Source organism: Halobacterium wangiae (assembly GCF_021249345.1).
Lineage (GTDB): Archaea > Halobacteriota > Halobacteria > Halobacteriales > Halobacteriaceae > Halobacterium > Halobacterium wangiae.
The window spans coordinates 774,979-794,830 of sequence record NZ_CP089588.1 but is presented as its reverse complement, the minus strand read 5'-3'; the positions used below and the strand labels follow the sequence as shown (position 1 = coordinate 794,830).

Here is a 19,852-nt window from a genome sequence, read left to right as displayed (position 1 = left end):
GTCTCCTCATTCGACCGCTCGCAACAAAGTAATGCCGGGGGTGCGAGCGGGCTGCGCATCGCTCGTGGAGTGGGGAAACGCCTAAGCCCGCGGCCACCCGCGGTTGGCCCATGCTGGACGACCTCCTCGGGCGCACGGAACTCAAGGAGCGCATCGAGGAACTGGAGGCCGAGACCGAGTCCCTGCGGAACCAGCTCGACGCCGAGAGCGAGCGTCGCAGCGAGGCAGTCCGGGACCGACAGGCGGCCGAGCGCCGCGTCAACGAACTCGAGGACCGCGTGACGGAACTCACCGACCGGGTCGACCGCACCGGCGGCGACGACGCCGAACCCGAGTTCCGGCGCCGCGCCGACCTCCGCGGCGAGCGCCGCGACCGCGTGCTCGCGCTGCTGGACAGCTTCGAAGCCGGCGCGGAGAGCGTCCTCACCGCCTACGTCCCCGACGACCCGCCGGAAGCAGTCCGCGAGGCGTTCGGGGACCGCGCACCGCTCGTCGAACGCGCCGCGCCGTGTCTCGTCGTCCGCGACCGCGAGGGAGTCGTCTCCGCAGCGCTCCGCCCGCCGAACCCGCCGGCGGCGTTCTGCGAGTGGGACGAGGGCGCTCGCATCGAGCGGGCGTGGTTCGCACCGACGGGCCGGTACGCGTTCGCCGTCGTGCGCGCGGACCTGTTCGCGCTCGGGGTGTTCGAGGGCGACGAACGCGTCCACTACGAGGGGTTCGAGAGCGACGTGAAGGGAGCCCACTCGAAGGGCGGGTTCTCCCAGGACCGCTTCGAGCGCCGCCGCGAGAGCCAGATACGCGAACACGTCGAGAAGTGCCAGGCCGCGCTCGCAGGTGTCGAGGCCGACCGTACGTTCGTCGTCGGGCAGTCGACGCTGCTCGACGAGTTCGACGCGGACGTCACCGCGGCGGTCGACGCCACCGGGAAACCGGAGGCCGCACTCGACGACGCTCGCGCCACGTTCTGGACGGTACCGCTCTCCCTCCTCTAGGTTGCCACCGGTGCTACGTTTAAGGGCGCGGACGGAGACGGTCGAAGCATGAAGGTCGCGCTCCTCGCGCACGAGAAGTTCCCCGACGACGCGAAGACCGCCGTCGGCGTCCTTCGGTACGCCGACTACGACGTCGTCGCGGTCCTGGACCGGACGAACGCGGGCACGCGGGTCAACGACTCCCTGCCTGACGTCCAGGACGCTCCCGTCGTCGCGTCGATGGACGACGTCGAGGCGGACGTGGACGCGCTCGTCATCGGCGTCGCCCCCATCGGCGGCGGCTTCGAGGAGTCCTGGCGCCCGGACGTCCGCGCGGCGCTCGAACGTGGCTGTGACGTCTACGCCGGCCTCCACTACTTCCTCGCCGAGGACGAGGAGTTCGCCGGACTCGCCGACGAGCACGGCGCGGAACTGTGGGACGTCCGCAAGCCACCCGAGGACCTGGGCGTGTCGGACGGCGTCGCGGCCGACGTCGACGCCACCGTCGTCACGACCGTCGGTACGGACTGCAACGTCGGGAAGATGACCGCCACCCGGGAGCTGTACGAGGCGGCCCAGGAGCGCGGGATGGACGCGGCGTTCGTCGCGACCGGACAGACGGGCATCCTCATCGAGGGGTCGGGCATCCCCGTCGACCGCGTCATTTCGGACTTCACCGCCGGTGCCGTCGAGCGCATGGTGGTCGAGGCCGCCGAGGACCACGACTACGTGCTCGTGGAGGGTCAGGGGAGCATCGTCCACCCCGCGTACTCGGGCGTGACCGTGGGCATCGTCCACGGGTCGATGCCGGACTACCAGGTACTGTGCCACGAGGTCGGCCGCGACTCCGTCCACGGGTACGACCAGGCGCTCCCGCCCGTCGACTCCTTTCCCGAGCGCTACGAGACGTTCGCGGAGCCGGTGAGCGACAGCCCGGTGGCCGCCGGGATGTTGAACACGCGGAGCGTCGACGACGACGCCGACGCCGAGGACGCCGTCGCCGAGTTCTCGGACAGTATCGGCGTGCCGGCCGACGACCCGGTACGCTTCGGGACCGACGACGTTCTGGAGGTGATCATGTGAACACCGAGTTCGAGCGCCGCGAGTTCCCCCTGGAGTACCCGTTCACTATCTCGCGGGGCACGCAGACGACGGCGGAGGTCGTGGTCGTCCGCGTCCACGACGACGAGGGGACCGTCGGCATCGGCGCCGCCGGGCCGTCCGCGCACTACGGCGAGACGGCCGGCACCGTCGAGGCCGTCATGCCGGACCTCCTGGCCGTCGTCGAACGCGTCGACGACCCGGAGAACGTCGCGAAGGTCGAGGCCGGGATGCGAACGGTCGTCGAGGACAACCCCGCGGCCCGCACCGCGGTCAGCATCGCCTGCCACGACCTCGCGGCGAAACGCGCTGGCCTGCCGCTGTACCAGTACTGGGGACTCGACGCCGAGGACAGCCTCGACACCTCCTACACCATCGGTATCGACGACGCGGAGACGATGCACGAGAAGACCGTCGAGGCCCTCGACCGCGGCTACACCACGCTGAAGGTGAAACTCGGGACGGACCGCGACGAGGAACTGCTCGAAACTGTTCGGAACGCCGCGCCAGACGCCACACTCCGCGTGGACGCCAACGAGGCGTGGACGCCGAAGGAGGCCGTCCGCAACATCGAGTGGCTCGACGACTACGGCGTCGAGTTCGTCGAACAGCCCGTTCCCGCCGAGCACACGGAGGGTCTGAAGTATGTCTACGAGCGCTCGAAACTCCCCATCGCGGCCGACGAGTCCTGCATCACCGCCGACGACGTGCCGAACATCGCGGACCGTTGTGACATCGCGAACCTGAAGCTGATGAAGACCGGCGGCCTCCGGGAAGCCAAGCGCCTGATTCACACCGCTCGTGCCCACGGGCTGGAAGTGATGTGTGGCTGCATGGCGGAGTCGAACGCGAGCATCGCGGCCGCCGCCCACCTCGCGCCGCTGCTCGACTACGCGGACCTCGACGGGTCGCTGCTGCTCGACCGCGACGACTTCGCGGGCGTGCCGATGCCCGCCGGCCACGTCGACCTGCAGGCCGTCGACCGCCCGGGAACGGGCGTGCAAGAGAACTGACGCCGCCACCGGGGACGCCGGGGTGTGTGGCGCGTTCACACGCCGTCCGCTCTCAACAGGCTTATGGGTGCTTCCCGGCGAAAGAACCACCTGTATGAGCACGGTCACTGTGACGCTGCCGGACGGTTCCACCCTCGAGATGGAGTCCGGCGCGACGGTCGAGGACGTAGCGTACGAAATTGGGCCCGGCCTCGGCCGTGACACAGTCGCGGGGAAGGTCGACCACGAACTCGTCTCGAAGGAGACCCCCCTGACCGAGGACTGCGGGATCGAGATCGTCACCGAGGACAGCGGGGAGTACCTCGACGTGCTGCGGCACACCGCCGCGCACGTCCTCGCGCAGGCCATCTTGCGCCACCACCCCGACGCCAAACTCACCATCGGCCCGTACACCGACGACGGGTTCTACTACGACGTCGCGAACGTCGAACTCGACGCCGACGACCTCGAGGCCATCCAGGACGAGGCCGAGGAGATCGTCGCCGAGGACCTCGACGTCGAGCGCGTCGAGTACGACCGCGAGACGGCTCTCGAGGAGTACGACGACAACCCGTTCAAACGGGAGATCCTGGAGACCGAGGCCGCGGGCGAGGACCCCGTGAGCTTCTACCGGCAGGGCGAGTTCGAGGACCTCTGCCGTGGCCCGCACGTCGAGTCCACCGGCGAGATCGGTGGCTTCGAGGTTCTGGAGACCTCCGCCGCCTACTGGCGCGGCGACGAGGAGCGCGAAACGCTGACGCGGGTGTACGGCACCGCGTTCCCGACGGAGGACGAACTCGACGACTACCTCGAACGCCGCGCGGAGGCCGCCGAGCGCGACCACCGGAAGATCGGCAGCGAGATGGACCTCTTCTCCATCCCCGACGTCACCGGTCCCGGCCTCCCGCTGTACCACCCGAACGGGAAGACGGTGCTCCGTGAGCTCTCGGAGTACGTCCAGGAGCTCAACCGCGGGATGGGCTACGACGAGGTCGAGACCCCGCACCTGTTCCGCACGGAGCTGTGGAAGCAGTCCGGCCACTACGACAACTACGTCGACGACATGTTCCTCCTCGACGTGAACGACGAGGAGTACGGGTTGAAACCGATGAACTGCCCGGGCCACGCCACCATCTTCAACCAGGGGTCGTGGAGCTACCGCGACCTCCCCGTGCGGTACTTCGAGGACGGCAAGGTGTACCGCAAGGAGCAGCGCGGCGAGCTCTCCGGACTCAGTCGGGTGTGGGCGTTCACCATCGACGACGGCCACGTGTTCGCGCGCGCCGACCAGGTCGAGGAGGAGGTGCGCCGACTCATCGACATCATCCTGGAGGTGCTGGACACCTTCGACCTCGACTACGAGGTGGCGCTGGCGACCCGCCCCGAGAAGTCCGTCGGCAGCGACGAGATCTGGGAGCGCTCGGAGAGCCAGCTCCAGGCGGTCCTCGAGGAGCAGGGGATGGACTACGACGTCGAACCGGGCGACGGCGCGTTCTACGGCCCGAAGATCGACTTCGGGTTCGAGGACGCCCTCGGGCGGTCGTGGGACGGCCCGACGGTCCAGCTCGACTTCAACATGCCCGAGCGCTTCGAACTGGAGTACACGGGCTCGGACAACGACGCCCACCAGCCGGTGATGATCCACCGCGCGCTGTACGGCTCCTACGAGCGGTTCTTCATGGTGCTCGTCGAGCACTACGACGGCCGCTTCCCGACGTGGCTCGCGCCCGAGCAGGTGCGCATCCTCCCGGTGACGGACGACAACCTCGGCTACGCCCACCGCGTGAAGAACGAACTCGACGGCTACCGCGTCGAGGTCGAGGACCGCGATTGGACGGTCGGCCGGAAGATCCAGCAGGCCCACGACGACAACGTCCCGTACATGCTCGTCGTCGGCGACGACGAGGAGGACGCCGGGACCGTCTCCGTGCGCGACCGCCAGGAGCGCGAGCGCAACGACGTCGACCTCGAGACGTTCCGCGACCACCTCGACAGCGAAGTCGGCGAGAAGCGGACGCAGCCGGACTTCGTCGAGTAGTCGGAGAACGCCGCTCGGACCGCCGAGAAACGCCAACCACATCTTCGTCGAGCGAGTCCGTCGCGGTAATGACGTGGCGCGTGGGCCTCGGTGTCGGGACGTACGTGGCATTCCTGCTGGCGGTGCTGGGCGCGCTGGCGTGGACGACCGGCACAGCGATTCTGCTGCCGAGTCTCGGTCCGTCAGCGTACGTGCTCGCGGCGATCAACGACCAGCCGCGGCGCGTCGTCGTCGGTCAGCTCGCCAGCGTGCTCGCTGCGTTCCTCGCCGTACTCCTGTTCGCCAGCGGCGCGGCCCCGCTGCTCGACGCCGCGCCCCAGTCGCTGGCCGGCCTCCAGCGGGTCGCCGCCGCGCTCGCCGCGACCGTCGCTGCCACCGTCGCCATGTACGCGACCGAGAGTCTCCACCCACCCGCGTACGCCACCGTCCTCATCGTCTCGCTGGGCATCGCGGACGGCGTCGGCGACGTGCTGGCGTTCGCGGTCGGCGTGTTCGTCCTCGTCGGCGCCCACGTCGCCGTCGGACGCCACGGCCCGTGGAAGCCGCCCTACTCGCTGTAGTCGATGTCCTCCGAACGGTCCGTCTGCCGGAGGATGAACGGGCCGATGGAGAGCGTGCGCTTCGTGACCGTGACGATGCGCAGGATGTACGCCAGCAGGAGTGCGAACGGGAGCACGGCGACCGTCGCGGCGGCGCTCGTCCCGAGGAACGCGTGGTTCACGCCCAGCGTCGTCCCGGGGTACTCCGCCGGGTCGAACAGCAGGAGTGCGACGACCGCGATGGAGAGCGCTGGCATCGCGGCGTACAGCAGCGTGCGCGAGAGGTCGGAGAGCTCCCACTGGAAGTACAGCGTCTTGAAGTGCTCGCGGGCCGGTCCGAACAGCTCCAGGGTGGTCAGCAGTTCGTCCAGCGCGTCTGACGCCTCCTCGTTCAGTTCGTCGCCGTAGGCGGCTCTGATGCGCTCTGCCTGGTAGATCTTCAGCGAGTAGTTGAAGTTCAGCGCCGCACGCACCACCTCGAAGCTGCCGAACTCCGCGCCCTCGAGCTGGTCGGTGACGTCGTCCGCGTTCTCGGTGAGGTCGTCGACGTACTCGTCGATGGCGTCCCCGACGTCGCCGCTGGGGGCGGCGTCCGCGAACGTTTCGGCCTGCTCGCAGGTCGACGCCACGAGGTCCTGCAGGAACGACGCCGGCTCCGCCGGAGGGACACTCTTGCCTGTCACGTCCGCGGCGTCGTCCCGGAACGTCAGCGCTCCCTCCATTCGCTCGCGCTGGTCGCCGACCGCACCGAGCTCCTGGGAGAGCACGATCTGGCTCAGCGTGAGCACGAGCGTCACGCCCGTGATGACCGAGCCCACGAGCGCCTGGAACAGTGTCTCGTGGGGGTCACCGCGGGTCAACAGCGTGCTCGTCGGCGTCGGTATCAGTAGTTCGGCGACGATCAACGTCCCGAACAGGATGGCGAGGAACGCGGCGGCGACGACCCGGCGGTCGGCGTCCAGTACCAGCCAGACCTGGGCGCGGCTGCCGGGGAGTCGGTCGCGCAACTCGCTGTCGTCCGACTCGTCGCTCATACTGTCCGTACGACGGCGCGCCCCAAAACGTTACTCGCGGTCGGCGGCCGGCTACACCTCCTGCTCGTCGTCCAGGACCTCTGCCCGGACCTCCTCGACCTCGTCGGCGTCACTGCTACTGTCGGGGTCTCGGTCGCTGCGGTTCTCGTCGACTACCTCGGTCCCCGTCTCCCTGGCCGTCCGTTCGACGACGTCGTCGCCCTCACCGCGGACCTCGGCGCGGAGCGCCGCGAGTTCGGATTCCACGTCGTCGCCGCGCTCTGCGGCGAGTTCCTTCTCGATGCGGTCGTCGTCGGACAGCGAGTCCTCGAGGACACCGCGGTCGCCGAGTTCGTCCATCGCGGCCGCGCGAGCCTCCATCTCCTCGGTCTGGTCTTCCGCGCGTTCGATGGCACGCGGCACGTCGTCGTCGCTCAGCCCCGTCACGGCCTCGGATACCTGCGTCTGGGTCTTCGCGGCCTCGTGGCGCGCCTTCATCGTCTCCTTCTTCGTGCGGAACTCCTCGACCTTCGTTTCGAGTCCGTCTCTCCGTTCCTCGAGGTCGCGCTGGGTCCCCTCGAGGTCCGCTATCTGGTCGTCGAGCTCCGCGACCTGATCGCGTTTCGCGCGCTTCTTCTCGAGGGCGCGCCGCGCCAGGTCGTCCCGCCCTTGCTTGACGGCCTCCCACGCCTGGTCGTCGTGCTTCTCGACGTTCTGCGCGAGGCGCTCGCGCTGGACTTCGAGGCGCTTCTTCTGGGCGGTGAGGTCGGCCAGCCCGGTCTCGACCTCCTGGAGTCGGTCCCGGAGTCGTTCGTACGAGTAATCCAGCGTCTCCGACGGGTCCTCGGTGGACCGAACGAGAGCGTTCAGTTTCGACCGGATCGTGTACGATAGTCGTGAGACGATACCCATGTAGAAGCGTTCGGCCCGCGGACGTAAAAACTCCACTCGAAACGGTCCCTCGCATCGGTGCGAGCGGGTCGAGGCGGTCCGTTCCGGGCGCCGGATGTCGGGACCGATAAGCCCCGCCGCCCCGAACGTCCGGTATGCGACAGGAGACCGTGCTCGTGCCCGGCGCGCGAGACGTGGAGGCGACCCTCGACGAACCGGACGACGGGTCGCGCAGTTGCGTCGTCATGTGTCCGCCACACCCCCAGCACAGGGGCCACCGCGGCGACGACCGCCTCGAAGCCGTCTCGACGTACCTCGTCGAGCGGGGGGTCGCGGCGCTGCGCTTTGACTACGGCGACTGGGACGAAGGCGAGGGGGAGCGCGAGGACGCCCGCAACGCCCTCCGGTGGGCGAGCGAGCGCTACGACACCGTGGGGATCTTCGGGTTCAGCTTCGGCGGGAGCATCGCCGCGCTCGCGGCCGCGACGACCGAGGTCGACCTCTGTGCGGTGTCGATGCTCGCGCCCGCGGTCGAACTCCCCGCGGGACTGAACGCCGCGGACGCCCTCGAGGACGTCACCGCCCCGCTGCAGGTGGTCTACGCAACGCGGGACGACACCGCCAACTGGGAAACGGTCGTCGCCGCCGCCCGCGAACTCGACTGCGAGGTCGTCGAACTGTCCGCCGACCACTTCTTCATCGGGCGGTTCGACGCGGTCGCGGAGGCCGTCGGGCCGTTCCTCGTCCGTGCGTGCTAGGGACCGTCGTCGGTCTGTTCTCGCCTGCGGCGGGCGAACACCTATTGTGGCGCACGCGCTGTCTCGAACCGTGACTCCGAGCGACGGACGCCGACACGAACCCGGCGGCGGTCGAGCGGACGGCGAACCCTCGCGGGGCGACGACCCGGACGAGGAGCCAGAGCAGGGTCGCTTCGACAAATACTTCGAGTACGTCCTCGACCTGCTGAGCCTCGTCTGACCCGGAGGGCCGCTGTCGGCGCGCGCGTGGCGCCGTCGTCGCCGTCGGGTGGCACGCCCTGGCGCGCGACGGCCGTCCCGAAACGGTTTTTGCCACGCCTGTCGGACGGTCAGTATGCCGAAGGAGACCGGATACGACCCCTCTCTTGGGAGCAAGTTCGTGTTCGTGACTGGTGGCGTGATGTCGGGGCTGGGGAAGGGCATCACGGCCGCGAGTCTCGGACGACTGCTCTCGAACGCGGGTTTCGACGTTACTGCAGTGAAGATCGACCCGTACCTGAACGTGGACGCGGGCACCATGAACCCCTACCAGCACGGCGAGGTGTACGTGCTGAAAGACGGCGGGGAGGTCGACCTCGACCTGGGGAACTACGAACGGTTCCTCGACGTGGACATGACCTCCGACCACAACGTCACCACGGGGAAGGTGTACCAGCACGTCATCGAGCGCGAGCGCGCCGGCGACTACCTCGGGAAGACCGTCCAGATCATCCCGCACGTCACCGACGACATCAAGCGCCGCGTGCGCGAGGCCGCCGAGGGCTCGGACGTCTGCATCGTCGAGGTGGGTGGCACCGTGGGGGACATCGAGGGGATGCAGTTCCTCGAGGCGCTCCGCCAGTTCAGCCACGAGCAGGACGACGAGGACATCCTCTTCGCGCACGTCACGCTCGTCCCGTACTCGAAGAACGGCGAGCAGAAGACCAAGCCGACCCAGCACTCCGTGAAGGAACTCCGGTCCATCGGTCTCCAGCCGGACATCCTCGTGGGGCGCTGTGAGGACCGCCTCGACCCCGACGTGAAGGAGAAGATCGCGCTGTTCTGTGACGTGCCCACGGACGCGGTGTTCTCGAACCCGGACGTCGAGGACGTCTACCACGTCCCGCTCACCGTCGAGGAGGAGGGCCTCGACCAGTACGTGATGGAGCGATTCGACCTCGTGGACGAGGCACTCCCCTACGAGGAGCGCTCGACCGAGTGGCGCGACCTGGTCACGCAGGACCGCACCGGCGAGGTGGACGTCGCACTCGTCGGCAAGTACGCCCTCGAGGACGCCTACATGAGCATCCACGAGGCGCTCAAGCACGCCGGCCTGGAGAAGAACGTCGACGTCAACGTGCTGTGGGTGGACTCCGAGGAGATGCACGACCACCACGAGCAGCGCCTCGAGGACGCCGACGGCATCGTCGTGCCGGGCGGCTTCGGCTCCCGCGGCACCGAGGGGAAGATCGAGGCCATCCGGTACGCCCGCGAGAACGACGTCCCGTTCCTCGGCCTCTGTCTGGGCTTCCAGATGGCGGTCGTGGAGTACGCGCGCAACGTCCTCGGCATGGAGGGCGCTCACTCCGCGGAGGTCGACGAGGACACCCCCTTCCCGGTCATCGACCTGCTCCCCGAGCAGTACGACCTCGAGGACCTCGGTGGCACGATGCGCCTGGGCGCTCACGAGACGGACATCCAGCCCGGCACGCTCGCCGCCGAACTCTACGGCGACACCTCCTGCACGGAGCGCCACCGCCACCGCTACGAGGTCAACCCCGAGTACATCGACGACCTCACCACGGACGGCCTGACGTTCTCCGGGAAGGCCGGCAACCGCATGGAGATCGTGGAGTACGACGACCACCCGTTCTTCTTCGGGACGCAGTTCCACCCCGAGTTCCGGTCCCGGCCGACCCGCGCGAGTCCGCCGTTCGTCGGCCTGCTGGACGCGGTGCTCGACCGACCGGACGCGAGAACCGAGGTGACCAACTGATGGTGAACACCGACGAATTCATCGACGACGCGAACGCAGAGATCCGCGAACAACTCGGCGACAGCACCGCCGTCATCGCACTCTCGGGGGGCGTCGACTCCTCGACGGCGGCGGCGCTGGCCTACGAGGCGGTCGGTGACCAGCTCGTCCCCGTCTACGTCGACACGGGGCTGATGCGGAAGGGCGAGACGGAGGAGATCCACCGCGAGTTCGATTACATGGAGCGCCTCCGCGTCGTCGACGCCGCGGACCGCTACTTCGAGCGTCTGGAAGGCGTCACGGACCCCGAGGAGAAGCGGAAGGTCATCGGCGACCAGTTCATCCGGGAGTTCGAGACGGTCGCGAAGGAGGTCGACGCGGACTATCTCGTGCAGGGGACCATCTACCCCGACCGCATCGAGAGCGAGGGGAACATCAAGAGCCATCACAACGTCGGCGGTCTCCCGGATGTCGTCGACTTCGAGGGCATCGTCGAACCGATGCGCGACCTCTACAAGGACGAGGTCCGGGAGGTCGCCCGCGAACTCGGCCTCGAGGAGGTCATCAGCGAGCGCATGCCGTTCCCCGGTCCCGGACTCGCCGTCCGCGTGCTCGGCGAGGTCACCCGCGAGAAGGTCCGCATCGCCCGCGAGGCCACCCACGTCGTCGAGGAGGAACTCGAGGCGTACGACCCGTGGCAAGCGTTCGCCGTGGTGCTCGGGAAGGCCACGGGCGTGAAGGGCGACAACCGCGTCCACGGCCACGTCGTCGCCGTGCGCTCCGTGGAGTCCCGCGACGGCATGACCGCCCGCGCCCAGGAACTCGACTGGGACACCCTCCAGCGCCTCCAGTCCCGCATCGCGGGCACCATCGACAACGTCTCTCGCGTCGTCTACGACGTGACGCACAAACCACCCGCGACCATCGAGTACGAATGAAGGCCATCGTCGTCGGACCCGACCGCAGTATCGCCGACGCCCTCGAAGCAGAGGGCGTCGAAGTCACGCGCATCGAGGGCATCGCGTCGGGCGAACGGCTCGTCGAGGCCGGCGTCGAGGACGCCGACCTGCTCGTCATCACGGACGCCGGTGAGGCGACCGCGATTCCGGTCGCGCTGGAACGCAACGAGGACCTGAAGACCGTCGCGTACACGCCGGACTCGATGCCGGAGTTCGTGAAGTCCCGGTTGGACTTCGCCATCGACCCCGAGTTGCTCGGCCCCGAAGCCGTCGCCGAGGAACTGGTCTGAAGAAAGATACTTATACTGACTCGTCGAACTCGGTCGGGCGATGCGAAAACGTGCCCTCCTCGTCGTCGCCCTGGTAGTCCTCGCGGGCTGTAACGGACTAAGCGGTTCTCCGGCCACGCCGGAGAACCCGCAAACGACAGCTACGAGTACGGACGGGACGACGGACGTAACCGAGACGAAACAGACAGAGACCGACACGACGATTCGGGCCACGACGACCGAGTCCGCCGACGGCGTTGACGTCACCGAACGAGACGCGACCCTCGGCGACGTCGACGCGACGGCAGTCTGGCAGCGAGTGGACGATCTCCTGAGCGTCGACGCCCCGGCTCCGCCGCCGGTCGTCGTGCAGTCCGGCAGCGCCGACAGTGAGATTACGCCGCCGCTGTTCTGGCAGTCGTTCGGCGCGGAGGCGTACTGGTTCACCTGGGAGTCCGCCGGGGGCCGGTACAACCCCGCCACCGAACAGGTCGAACTAGTGCGGAACTCCCACACGACCGACGAGAAGCTAGAAGTCGTGCTCGCCCACGAGTTCGCACACGTCTACTACGACGACGAACTCGACGCGCTCCCGTCGAACGCGAGCACGTTCGTCCAGCACGCGGACCACGAGGGAGCCGTGGAGCACGCCACGTGGCAGTACGCAGCGCAGTACACGGACGTCGACCACGAGGAGATTAGTCGGGCGTCGTTCCAGGACGGCCGGCCGTACACGCGGTACTTCCAGGGGGGATAGTACCTGGGAGCGGCGTACGCACGCAACGTCACCGACCCGGACGCGCCACTGGCGTCGCTGTACGGGGACCCGCCCACGACCGCCGAACAGATTCTGCACGGCCTCCAGCCCGGAAGCGAGCCACCGCGGAACCTCAGCGTCGAGGGCGCCCCCAGCGATGACAGCGAACTCACCGTGGTGGACGTCCAGCGCCGCGGCGAAGCGCAACTACGGTTTGTTCTGGAGTACGGGCTCTCGCGGGACCGAGCGGCCGAAACGGCCGCGGGCTGGGGCGAAGACCGGTCGATTCACTTCCAGTCCATCGACGAAGACGCCTTCGCGTGGGTCGTCCGCTGGGACGCCCCCAGCGAGGCCGACGAGTTCGAGACCGCGTTCGCGGAGTTCGAGGCAAACGTCTCCGAACCGCTCGCGCTCCAGCGCGTCGGGGACGAGACGACCGTGGTGTTCTCCGGCTACGAGGGGTTCGTCGAGAACGCGACAGCGTCCGGGGTCGCGGCGAACGTCACGGTCTCGGTCTGATACCGCCCCACCACTGAAGCCCCTCGGCCGCGTGCGGTCCGGTATGTCACTCGACCGCTATCCGGACCTCGACCCCGACCCGGGCGAGGTGCGCACCGAGGAACTGTACTTCTCCGAGGACGCGCTCGTGAAGGCGTTCGCGCTCGGTCCCGGCGCGAGCGTCGACCCCCACGAGCACGCCGACCAGACGAACGCGTTCCACGTCCTCGCGGGCGAAGTCGTCGTCGTGCAGGGCGACGACGAGGAGACGGTCGCGGCGCCGGGCGTGGTCGTCCACGAGCGCGGCGTCCCCCACGGCGCGCGCAACGACACCGACGACGTGGCGGTGTTCACGGCGACGATGGCGCCGATGGGTTAGAGCGACAGCGCGACCGGGCGGCCGGGCCGGGGGTCCTCGCCGTCCACCGCCGCGGAGTGCGGGCTGACGTGCTCCCAGCAGACGAACTTTTCGACGCTGCCGGGGTCGTAGAGGAAGTAGTCCGCGGGCTTCGAGCAGAGCGTGCAGATCGGGTCGCCGTCGGTCCCGTCGATAGCTCCCGACAGCGCGGCCTCCGCGGCTTCCGTATCGGCCGCGTGGCTCGTCGCGTCCGCGTCGACCGCGTCGTCGCCGGCCGGCATACGAGTCGTGTTCGACGCTCTTGGGCTTAAAGGTCGGCCCGCAAACGGGCGAGCACCGGCATCTCCTCGACGCGCTCCTCGTCGAGCGCCGTCCAGTCGACGCCCGTCGGCCTGTCGTACGCGCCGTCGGGGCGAATCACGCGCTCGGAGGTCACCACGAGGTCCATCGGGACGTCGTGGGCGTCAGGCGCTACCTCGTCGTCGGCGACGACCTGGGACTCGTGGACGGTCGTCGCGACCACTGTCTCCTCGTCGACGAGGCCGAGGGCCGAGAGGATGGCGAACTCGAGGTCGCTGTACCCCTCGCCCTTGCCGACGCGGGCGCCCGACGGCGTCACCGCGACGCTCCCGCTGAGCACGAGGTCGACGTGGGGGAGCGCGTCCGGGCCGACCTGCTCGGCGTAGTCGTCGACGTTCGACAGCGCGGGCGCAGCGTCGTAGTTCTCGGGGTCGATGCGGTCGGGGTCGAGTTCGAGGAAGCAGTCCTCGTCGCGGAGGCGTGGCACAGCCATGTAGACTCGCTTGCCGTCACCGAGCGCCCGTCGGCGCGCGGGCAACTGCGGCGCGTCCGGGTTCGCCTTCACGGTCGCTGCGCGCTCCCACTCGGGTTGTTCGGCGAGCAGGGCCGCGGCGTCGTCCGCGCCGGCGAAGTTGGGGATGCGGCCGTGGGGCGGGAACGGGAACCTGGCTTCGCCGCTGTCCTCCAGGCTATTCCACACCCGTTCGCGGAGCTCCTGTTTCGTCACACTCGCCGGTAGACGGCCGACGCCCAAATAGGGACAGTCCACGCGCCGCGTCGAACCACGGGTGGTCGGCTCTGTGGACCTCCACGGTCGGCACAAATCGCGACTAATTCGAGTTAATCGGGGTTCAGACGGTCCGACGCGAGGGAATTCGACCTCAGCGCTTCCCCCGTTGAAGTGGGTCGCCGACCCAGGACCAGACGCGATGAACGCGAAAACAGTACTCACCGTCGCGCTCGCAGTCACCGTCCTCGTGGGCGGTGTGGCTGCGGCCGGCGCCGCGACGCCAGCAGGACAGGCTGCAGAGACGCCGGACGAAGCGGACAACAGTTCCGCCGACCACGGCAGCGCCGCGGCGAACGCCTCGGCGGCCGGCGACGTCGGAGAACGCGGGAACGCCGACGAGGCGGGGAACGCGTCGGCGTCCGAGAACGCGGGCGACGCGGGGCCGCCGACCGACATGCCGACGCCCGTCCCGGACCGCGTGAGCGACGTCCACGAGAAGATCAACGCGTTCCTCGACGGTGACCTCGAGGACCTCGGGGCGGAGCTGAGCGGCCTGCTCTCGGCGGACGGCGAGACTGACGCCGAGTCGGCCGACGCGTAACGCGGCGAGTCGCGGTCGAACCACCCGAACTCCGTGCGCTTTTTCGGCGGTATCGACGCCACCCAGTACTGCCTACTCGGCCTCGTCGTCCCTGTGGGGATGTGCGAGTCCGGCGAGGTGGCCGACCTCCGGGACGACGACCTCTTCGCTACCGAGACGCGCGGCGTTCTCGCTACCGGGGAGGCAGAACACCGGGGTCCCGTCGGCGACGCCGGCGGCCGCGCGCGTCCCGACGACCCTGGTCCCGACCTCGTCGTAGGAGAGGCGGCGGAACAGTTCGCCGAACCCGGGCAGTTCCTTGTCGAACAGCGCGCCCGCCGCCTCGACGGTGACGTCGTCGGGCGTGACGCCGGTGCCGCCGGTGGAGACCACCACGTCGACGTCCTCGCGGCTCACGAGGTGGTCGAGCGTCGACTGCACGCCGTCGTAGCTGTCGCGGACGAGTTCGCGGGTGACGACCTCGTGGCCGTCGTCCTCGAACGCCGCCGCGATGGCGTCGCCCGCGGGGTCGTCGTCGAGCGACCGCGTCGACGAGACGGTGACGACGGCCGCACCCACCTGCTCGACGTCGTGGTGGTGGTGGTGGTGGTCGTGTTCGGCGTGCTCTTCGAGTTCCTCCGTCTCCTCCTCGTCCGGCGGGTCGTCCGTCCGTTCGTCCGTGCCGCGGCGCGTGTCCCTCGATTGGAAGTCGACCATGTGCTGGCCTTCGGAGGCCCGTGGCAAAAGCGTGAACCCCACAGTTTTGGTCGTTCCCCGCGACCACCGCGACATGCAGGCAGTTCGCTTCGACGGGCACGGCGGCACCGACGTCATCGACTACGGGGAGGTACCGGACCCCGAGGTCGGCCGGGACGAGGTGCTGGTGGACGTGAAGGCGGGCGCGCTCAACCACCTTGACGTGTGGACGCGCCGCGGGATGCCGGGCCTCGACCTCGAGATGCCCCACGTCCCGGGGAGCGACGCGGCGGGCGTCGTCCTCGAGACCGGGCCAGACGTCACGCGCTTCGAGGCCGGCGACCGCGTCGCGCTCTCTGCGGGCGTCTACTGCGGAGACTGCGAGTTCTGTCGGGACGGCGACTACCCGCTGTGTGCGTCGTTCCACGTCATCGGCGAGCACGTCCGCGGGGTCCACAGCGAGCGCGCAGCGATTCCAGAGGACAACCTCCTGCCCGTCCCGGACGGCGTCGACTGGGAGACGGCGGCGGCCGCACCGCTGGTCTTCCAGACGGCGTGGCGGATGCTCGTCACGCGTGCGGAGGTGAACCCGGGCGAGTCCGTGCTCGTCCTCGGCGCGAGCGGCGGCGTCGGCCACGCCGCAGTCCAGATCGCGGACCACGCGGGCGCCGACGTCTACGCCACGGCGAGCACCGAGGAGAAACGCCGCTACGCCGAGGAACTCGGCGCGGAGTACGCCATCGACTACGACGACGTGGACTTCGCCGACGAGATCCGGGCCCGGACGGGCAAGCGCGGCGTGGACGTGGTGGTCGACCACGTCGGCGAAGCGACGTGGGGGCAGTCGCTGCGCTCGCTGGCGAAGGGCGGGCGCCTGGTCACCTGCGGCGCGACCACCGGCGGGAAGCCCGAGACCCACGTCCAGCGGCTGTTCTGGAACCAGCTCTCCGTGCTCGGCTCCACGATGGCGACGCCCGGGGAGGCCGACGACGCGCTCTCGCTGGTCTGGGACGGCACGTTCGACGTCCGCATCCGGGACGTGCTCCCGATGAGCGAGACGGCCCGCGCCCACGAACTGCTGGAGAACCGTGAGGGCTTTGGGAAGGTGGTCGTAAGACCAGACAGCGACTACTGATGGCGAACCCCCACGAACCCGAGGCGGCCACGACGGAGCGGGCGATGAGCAAGCGCGCCCAGTGGCTGGTCGTCGCCGTCCTCGTCCTCACGGGGCTGCTGGCGCCCGCCTACGTCTACTTCGTCGGCGCCGGGAGCTTCGGGCTGAGCTTCCGGGACACGTACCTCGCCATCCCGATGATCCCCGCCATCCTGCTCGGCGCGGTCGGCGTCTGGACGGCGATTCGCGGGTAGCGGCTCAGTTCTCTCGAACGACGACGTCGGTGCGCTCGAACGCCTCGCCGGTCCACAGCCACGCGTCCAGCGTCGGCGGACGCGCCGCCAGTGACGCCACCACGTAGACGTAGTCCGGCCAGGACGCGTCCTCGCGGTCCGTCTCGCTGGGGTGGCTCGGGCCGGCGGGGTGGGAGTGGTAGAAGCCGACCACGTCGCGTGCCGTCGCCTCGGCCTCGTCGAAGACACTCATCGTGGCCTCGGGGTCGAGTTCGTAGGTCACGCGGGGCGCCGCGGCGACGTTCGGGACCCGGCGCACCGCCTCGACTCGTCGCTCCTCGTCGCAACGTTCGCCGACGAGGACGCCACACGCCTCGCGTGGCGCGTCTGCTCGCGCGTGGTCGAGAATCGCGTCGTAGGCCGACCGCGAGAGCGCGAGCACGCTCCTGCTTGGGCGGGCGACCGGAAAAAACCGACTCCCTACTCGCGGACGCCGTCGGGGACGGGGTCGGCGTCGCCGTCGAAGTCGCGGCGCATCGCGATCTCGAACCACGGGCAGAGGCGTAGCTGGCGGTAGTACCGCGGGTTCTCGTGGAGGTCCTCGTAGTCCGCCCAGAGGACGCCGCCGACCTCGTCCGGGTCGGGGTCGACGCTGGTGTCCGTGAGCGTCGCTTTGAGCACCGCACACACCTCCCACTCGACGCCCTCGTCGAGGTAGTGGCGCTTGTACTCGAAGCGGTCCGTGACCTCGAGTTCGTCGTACTGGTCGGCCGTGATGCCGAGTTCCTCCTCGAGGCGCTCGCGGGTGGCCTCCTTCTGAGTCTGGCCCTCGACGGGGTGGCTGGCGACAGTGCCGTCCCAGTGAGTGTCCCAGAGGCGCTTGCGGGCGGCGCGCTGGGCGAGCAGTATCCGCCCGTCCTCGTCGAACAGCAGGCAGGTGAACGCGCGGTGGCGGATGCCGCCCTCGGTGTGGGCGTCGAGGCGGTTGGCGAGTCCCTCCGCTTCGTCGTAGGGGTCGACGGTGACGACGTCCTGTTCGGCGTTCTCCGCGGTCTCGTCGTCCCGCGACGACTCGACGGGAACGCTGGGCTCTGTATCGCTCATGGACACACCGAGGTGGACCCGAACTAATAGCGCTTCGACTCTACCCCATCTTCTCGTCGAGGATGAGCCGGGTCTTCGTGCTCACGACCTCCTCCTGCTCGCGGGCCTTCGTCACGAGCTGGTTGACGCCACCCGTGTCCGTCGCGTCGACGACGAGCACGATGTCGTCCTCCCCGGAGACCTGCCAGACGAAGTCCACCTCGCTCCACTCGACCATCCGGTCGCCGATCTCGTGGGTGTTGACGTCCATCGCGACGCCGATCTCGATCATCGCCTTCACGTTGCCGGTGGAGGTGGCGACGGTGAAGCGCTCGATGACGCCCTTCTCGACGAGGCTGTCGACGCGGTTGCGGACGGTGCCCTCGCTGACACCGATGTCGTCGGCGATCTCGGTGTAGGGCGTCCGCGCGTCCCGTCGGAGCGTGTCCAGGATGCGCCGGTCGATGTCGTCCATACCCTCACGTGCGAGCCCCACACAAAAAGGATTACGAATTTCGAAACTCAGTTACGAAAGCAAGATTTATACTCCGCTCCACCATGGGTAACTCGTAATGCCGGACGCCTACCTCGCGCTCGAAACTGGCGACGTAGTCGAGGCCAACGCCCGCGCCCCCGGCACGGCGCGCGGCGAGCTCGTGTTCACCACGGCGTACACGGGCTACGAGGAGAGCCTCACCGACCCGTCCTACGAGGCACAGGTGCTGACCTTCGCGTACCCCCTCATCGGGAACTACGGCGTCCGAGACGAGCGATTCGAGTCCGACCGCGTCCATCCCAGCGCCGTCGTCGCCCGCGAACTCACCGACGACGTCGCCGACTGGCTGCGCGCGGAGGGCGTCCCCGCCGTCGACGGCCTGGACACCCGCGACCTCGTCCTCGACATCCGCGAGGGCGGCGCGATGAAGGTCGGCATCGCCGCCGGCCCCGAGGCGACGCCCGCCGACGCACGCGCACAGCTCGCGGACTGCCCGCACATGAGCGACGTCACCGACGTCGGCGAGCGCGTCAGCGTCGCCGAACCCGAGGTGTACGGAGACGGCGACGTCGACGTCGCGCTGGTCGACTGCGGCGCCAAGCAGTCCATCGTCGACTCCCTCGTCGAGCGTGGCGCCACCGTCCACCGCCTCCCGCACGACACCACGCCGGCCGAGGTCGCCGAGATCGACCCGGAGGTCCTGTTCGTCTCGAACGGGCCGGGCGACCCCGCGAACTTCGAGGCCGCCGAGGCGCTCGTCGACGAGTTCGTCGGCGAGGTGCCGCTCGCGGGCATCTGCCTCGGCCAGCAGGTCGTCGCCCGCGCGCTCGGCGGCACCACCGAGAAGATGGACTTCGGCCACCGCGGCGTCAACCAGCCGGTGCTCGACCACGACAGCGGCCGTGTCGTGATGACCACGCAGAACCACGGCTACACTGTCGCGGACCCCGGCGCGCTCGACGTGACGCAGATCAACGTCAACGACGACACCCCGGAGGGACTGGACTCCGCGGAAATGGACGTGCTCACGCGCCAGTACCACCCCGAGGCCAACCCCGGCCCGAACGACACCCTCGACTTCTTCGACGACGTGCTCGCGATGGCCGAGTCGCGTCGAATGTCGCTGGCCGCGGACTGACCGCGCCGGCTGTCTGCCCCCTCGTTCTCGCGTCGCTGCGCCGGAGAGCCCGCGGCCCGAAGCCTTATCTTCACCGTCGAAATACGAGAAACCAATGTCCGAGTCCGTCTTCTCGGCGAACGAACTGACGTTCCGCGAGTGGCACGCCGCCGTGCTCGGGGCCGCCGTGGGCGCGTTCGCCGCCTACCTCCGCACCGCCGACTACCCGGACCTCGGCGTCGCCCTCGGCGTCGTCTTCGTCGTCGCGGCGCTGGGCGTCGCTCGATACGGTAGCGCAGCGAGTCGAACCGTCAGGAGAGAACCGTGGTACGCGCTCGCCGCGTTCCTCGCCGGCGGTATCGCCGTGTTCGTCGTCGCGTAGGGGGGTGGGAGCAGTACTCCCGG

General features: G+C 69.1%; 26 protein-coding genes. 18 read left to right on the top strand and 8 right to left on the bottom strand.

Features of this window, described 5'->3' with window-relative positions; translation table 11 throughout:
- Window positions 1-110: 110 nt before the first annotated feature.
- The 5 genes from LT965_RS04295 to LT965_RS04275 all read left to right on the top strand — a co-directional run bounded on the left by LT965_RS04295 (window position 111) and on the right by LT965_RS04275 (window position 5,662).
- Window positions 111-992: a Vms1/Ankzf1 family peptidyl-tRNA hydrolase gene (locus LT965_RS04295; RefSeq protein ID WP_232702783.1), complete on the top strand. Its 882-nt coding sequence runs from the start codon at window positions 111-113 to the stop codon at window positions 990-992.
- Window positions 993-1,040: 48 nt separating this feature from the next.
- Window positions 1,041-2,054: an N-acetyltransferase DgcN family protein gene (locus LT965_RS04290; RefSeq protein ID WP_232702782.1), complete on the top strand. Its 1,014-nt coding sequence runs from the start codon at window positions 1,041-1,043 to the stop codon at window positions 2,052-2,054.
- A complete protein-coding gene (locus tag LT965_RS04285; RefSeq protein WP_232702781.1) occupies window positions 2,051-3,085 on the top strand; it encodes a dipeptide epimerase in 1,035 nt (344 codons plus the stop codon). Before LT965_RS04290 ends, LT965_RS04285 begins: the two co-directional genes overlap by 4 nt.
- A gap of 94 nt (window positions 3,086-3,179) precedes the next feature.
- Window positions 3,180-5,102, top strand: a complete 1,923-nt coding sequence (thrS, locus tag LT965_RS04280; protein WP_232702780.1) for a threonine--tRNA ligase — start codon at window positions 3,180-3,182, stop codon at window positions 5,100-5,102.
- Between the two features lie 68 nt (window positions 5,103-5,170).
- Window positions 5,171-5,662, top strand: coding sequence for an HPP family protein (locus LT965_RS04275; RefSeq protein ID WP_232702779.1), 492 nt, complete (start codon window positions 5,171-5,173; stop codon window positions 5,660-5,662).
- On the opposite strand, the gene LT965_RS04270 is transcribed toward LT965_RS04275, so the two are convergent.
- Window positions 5,650-6,675, bottom strand: a complete 1,026-nt coding sequence (locus tag LT965_RS04270) for a DUF7972 family membrane protein (protein WP_232702778.1) — start codon at window positions 6,673-6,675, stop codon at window positions 5,650-5,652. The genes LT965_RS04275 and LT965_RS04270 overlap by 13 nt on opposite strands.
- Before the next feature lie 51 nt (window positions 6,676-6,726).
- Window positions 6,727-7,566 (bottom strand): PspA/IM30 family protein, encoded by an 840-nt coding sequence (locus tag LT965_RS04265; protein ID WP_232702777.1) that lies wholly within the window; start codon window positions 7,564-7,566, stop codon window positions 6,727-6,729.
- 134 nt (window positions 7,567-7,700) lie between these two features.
- On the opposite strand from LT965_RS04265, the gene LT965_RS04260 reads away from it, so the two are divergent.
- The 8 genes from LT965_RS04260 to LT965_RS04225 all read left to right on the top strand — a co-directional run bounded on the left by LT965_RS04260 (window position 7,701) and on the right by LT965_RS04225 (window position 13,119).
- Window positions 7,701-8,303, top strand: a complete 603-nt coding sequence (locus LT965_RS04260; RefSeq protein ID WP_232702776.1) for an alpha/beta hydrolase — start codon at window positions 7,701-7,703, stop codon at window positions 8,301-8,303.
- Between the two features lie 70 nt (window positions 8,304-8,373).
- On the top strand, window positions 8,374-8,523 hold the full coding sequence (locus tag LT965_RS04255) for a hypothetical protein (protein WP_232702775.1): 150 nt from the start codon (window positions 8,374-8,376) through the stop codon (window positions 8,521-8,523).
- A gap of 114 nt (window positions 8,524-8,637) precedes the next feature.
- Window positions 8,638-10,278, top strand: coding sequence for a glutamine hydrolyzing CTP synthase (pyrG, locus tag LT965_RS04250; RefSeq protein ID WP_232702774.1), 1,641 nt, complete (start codon window positions 8,638-8,640; stop codon window positions 10,276-10,278).
- Complete coding sequence (gene guaA / locus LT965_RS04245) at window positions 10,278-11,195, top strand: glutamine-hydrolyzing GMP synthase (protein WP_232702773.1); 918 nt, start codon at window positions 10,278-10,280, stop codon at window positions 11,193-11,195. Before pyrG ends, guaA begins: the two co-directional genes overlap by 1 nt.
- A complete protein-coding gene (locus LT965_RS04240; RefSeq protein WP_232702772.1) occupies window positions 11,192-11,506 on the top strand; it encodes a DUF7126 family protein in 315 nt (104 codons plus the stop codon). Before guaA ends, LT965_RS04240 begins: the two co-directional genes overlap by 4 nt.
- A gap of 40 nt (window positions 11,507-11,546) precedes the next feature.
- Window positions 11,547-12,242 carry a hypothetical protein gene (locus tag LT965_RS04235; RefSeq protein WP_232702771.1) on the top strand — a complete coding sequence of 232 codons (696 nt, stop codon included), beginning with the start codon at window positions 11,547-11,549 and terminating at the stop codon, window positions 12,240-12,242.
- 177 nt (window positions 12,243-12,419) lie between these two features.
- The gene (locus tag LT965_RS04230; protein WP_232702770.1) at window positions 12,420-12,761 is read left to right on the top strand and encodes a hypothetical protein; all 342 of its coding nucleotides are present in this window, start codon (window positions 12,420-12,422) and stop codon (window positions 12,759-12,761) included.
- 43 nt (window positions 12,762-12,804) lie between these two features.
- A complete protein-coding gene (locus LT965_RS04225; protein WP_232702769.1) occupies window positions 12,805-13,119 on the top strand; it encodes a cupin domain-containing protein in 315 nt (104 codons plus the stop codon).
- On the opposite strand, the gene LT965_RS04220 is transcribed toward LT965_RS04225, so the two are convergent.
- Both LT965_RS04220 and LT965_RS04215 read right to left on the bottom strand, forming a co-directional pair.
- Complete coding sequence (locus LT965_RS04220) at window positions 13,116-13,379, bottom strand: hypothetical protein (RefSeq protein WP_232702768.1); 264 nt, start codon at window positions 13,377-13,379, stop codon at window positions 13,116-13,118. The genes LT965_RS04225 and LT965_RS04220 overlap by 4 nt on opposite strands.
- A 26-nt stretch (window positions 13,380-13,405) precedes the next feature.
- The gene (locus tag LT965_RS04215) at window positions 13,406-14,125 is read right to left on the bottom strand and encodes a 5-formyltetrahydrofolate cyclo-ligase (protein ID WP_232702767.1); all 720 of its coding nucleotides are present in this window, start codon (window positions 14,123-14,125) and stop codon (window positions 13,406-13,408) included.
- Between the two features lie 202 nt (window positions 14,126-14,327).
- Between LT965_RS04215 and LT965_RS04210 the strand changes: the two genes are divergently transcribed.
- On the top strand, window positions 14,328-14,729 hold the full coding sequence (locus tag LT965_RS04210) for a hypothetical protein (protein WP_232702766.1): 402 nt from the start codon (window positions 14,328-14,330) through the stop codon (window positions 14,727-14,729).
- Between the two features lie 72 nt (window positions 14,730-14,801).
- Here LT965_RS04210 and LT965_RS04205 read toward each other — a convergent pair whose 3' ends face one another.
- The gene (locus LT965_RS04205; protein WP_232702765.1) at window positions 14,802-15,425 is read right to left on the bottom strand and encodes a MogA/MoaB family molybdenum cofactor biosynthesis protein; all 624 of its coding nucleotides are present in this window, start codon (window positions 15,423-15,425) and stop codon (window positions 14,802-14,804) included.
- A gap of 73 nt (window positions 15,426-15,498) precedes the next feature.
- Here LT965_RS04205 and LT965_RS04200 point away from each other — a divergent pair, with 73 nt between their 5' ends.
- Together LT965_RS04200 and LT965_RS04195 are read left to right on the top strand one after the other, a co-directional pair.
- Window positions 15,499-16,539: a zinc-binding dehydrogenase gene (locus LT965_RS04200; RefSeq protein ID WP_232702764.1), complete on the top strand. Its 1,041-nt coding sequence runs from the start codon at window positions 15,499-15,501 to the stop codon at window positions 16,537-16,539.
- Window positions 16,539-16,772 carry a DUF7977 family protein gene (locus LT965_RS04195; RefSeq protein ID WP_232702763.1) on the top strand — a complete coding sequence of 78 codons (234 nt, stop codon included), beginning with the start codon at window positions 16,539-16,541 and terminating at the stop codon, window positions 16,770-16,772. The genes LT965_RS04200 and LT965_RS04195 overlap by 1 nt, the downstream gene beginning before the upstream one ends.
- A gap of 4 nt (window positions 16,773-16,776) precedes the next feature.
- On the opposite strand, the gene LT965_RS04190 is transcribed toward LT965_RS04195, so the two are convergent.
- From LT965_RS04190 to LT965_RS04180, 3 genes are read right to left on the bottom strand one after another with little or no spacing between them, the layout of a single operon-like run.
- Window positions 16,777-17,193 (bottom strand): desampylase, encoded by a 417-nt coding sequence (locus LT965_RS04190; protein ID WP_232702762.1) that lies wholly within the window; start codon window positions 17,191-17,193, stop codon window positions 16,777-16,779.
- Window positions 17,194-17,231: 38 nt separating this feature from the next.
- The gene (locus LT965_RS04185) at window positions 17,232-17,855 is read right to left on the bottom strand and encodes an isopentenyl-diphosphate Delta-isomerase (RefSeq protein ID WP_232702761.1); all 624 of its coding nucleotides are present in this window, start codon (window positions 17,853-17,855) and stop codon (window positions 17,232-17,234) included.
- A gap of 40 nt (window positions 17,856-17,895) precedes the next feature.
- Window positions 17,896-18,309: an Lrp/AsnC family transcriptional regulator gene (locus tag LT965_RS04180; protein ID WP_232702760.1), complete on the bottom strand. Its 414-nt coding sequence runs from the start codon at window positions 18,307-18,309 to the stop codon at window positions 17,896-17,898.
- A gap of 97 nt (window positions 18,310-18,406) precedes the next feature.
- On the opposite strand from LT965_RS04180, the gene carA reads away from it, so the two are divergent.
- Both carA and LT965_RS04170 read left to right on the top strand, forming a co-directional pair.
- Window positions 18,407-19,468 (top strand): glutamine-hydrolyzing carbamoyl-phosphate synthase small subunit, encoded by a 1,062-nt coding sequence (gene carA / locus LT965_RS04175; protein ID WP_232702759.1) that lies wholly within the window; start codon window positions 18,407-18,409, stop codon window positions 19,466-19,468.
- A gap of 94 nt (window positions 19,469-19,562) precedes the next feature.
- Complete coding sequence (locus tag LT965_RS04170; RefSeq protein ID WP_232702758.1) at window positions 19,563-19,829, top strand: hypothetical protein; 267 nt, start codon at window positions 19,563-19,565, stop codon at window positions 19,827-19,829.
- The last annotated feature ends 23 nt before the right edge of the window (window positions 19,830-19,852 follow it).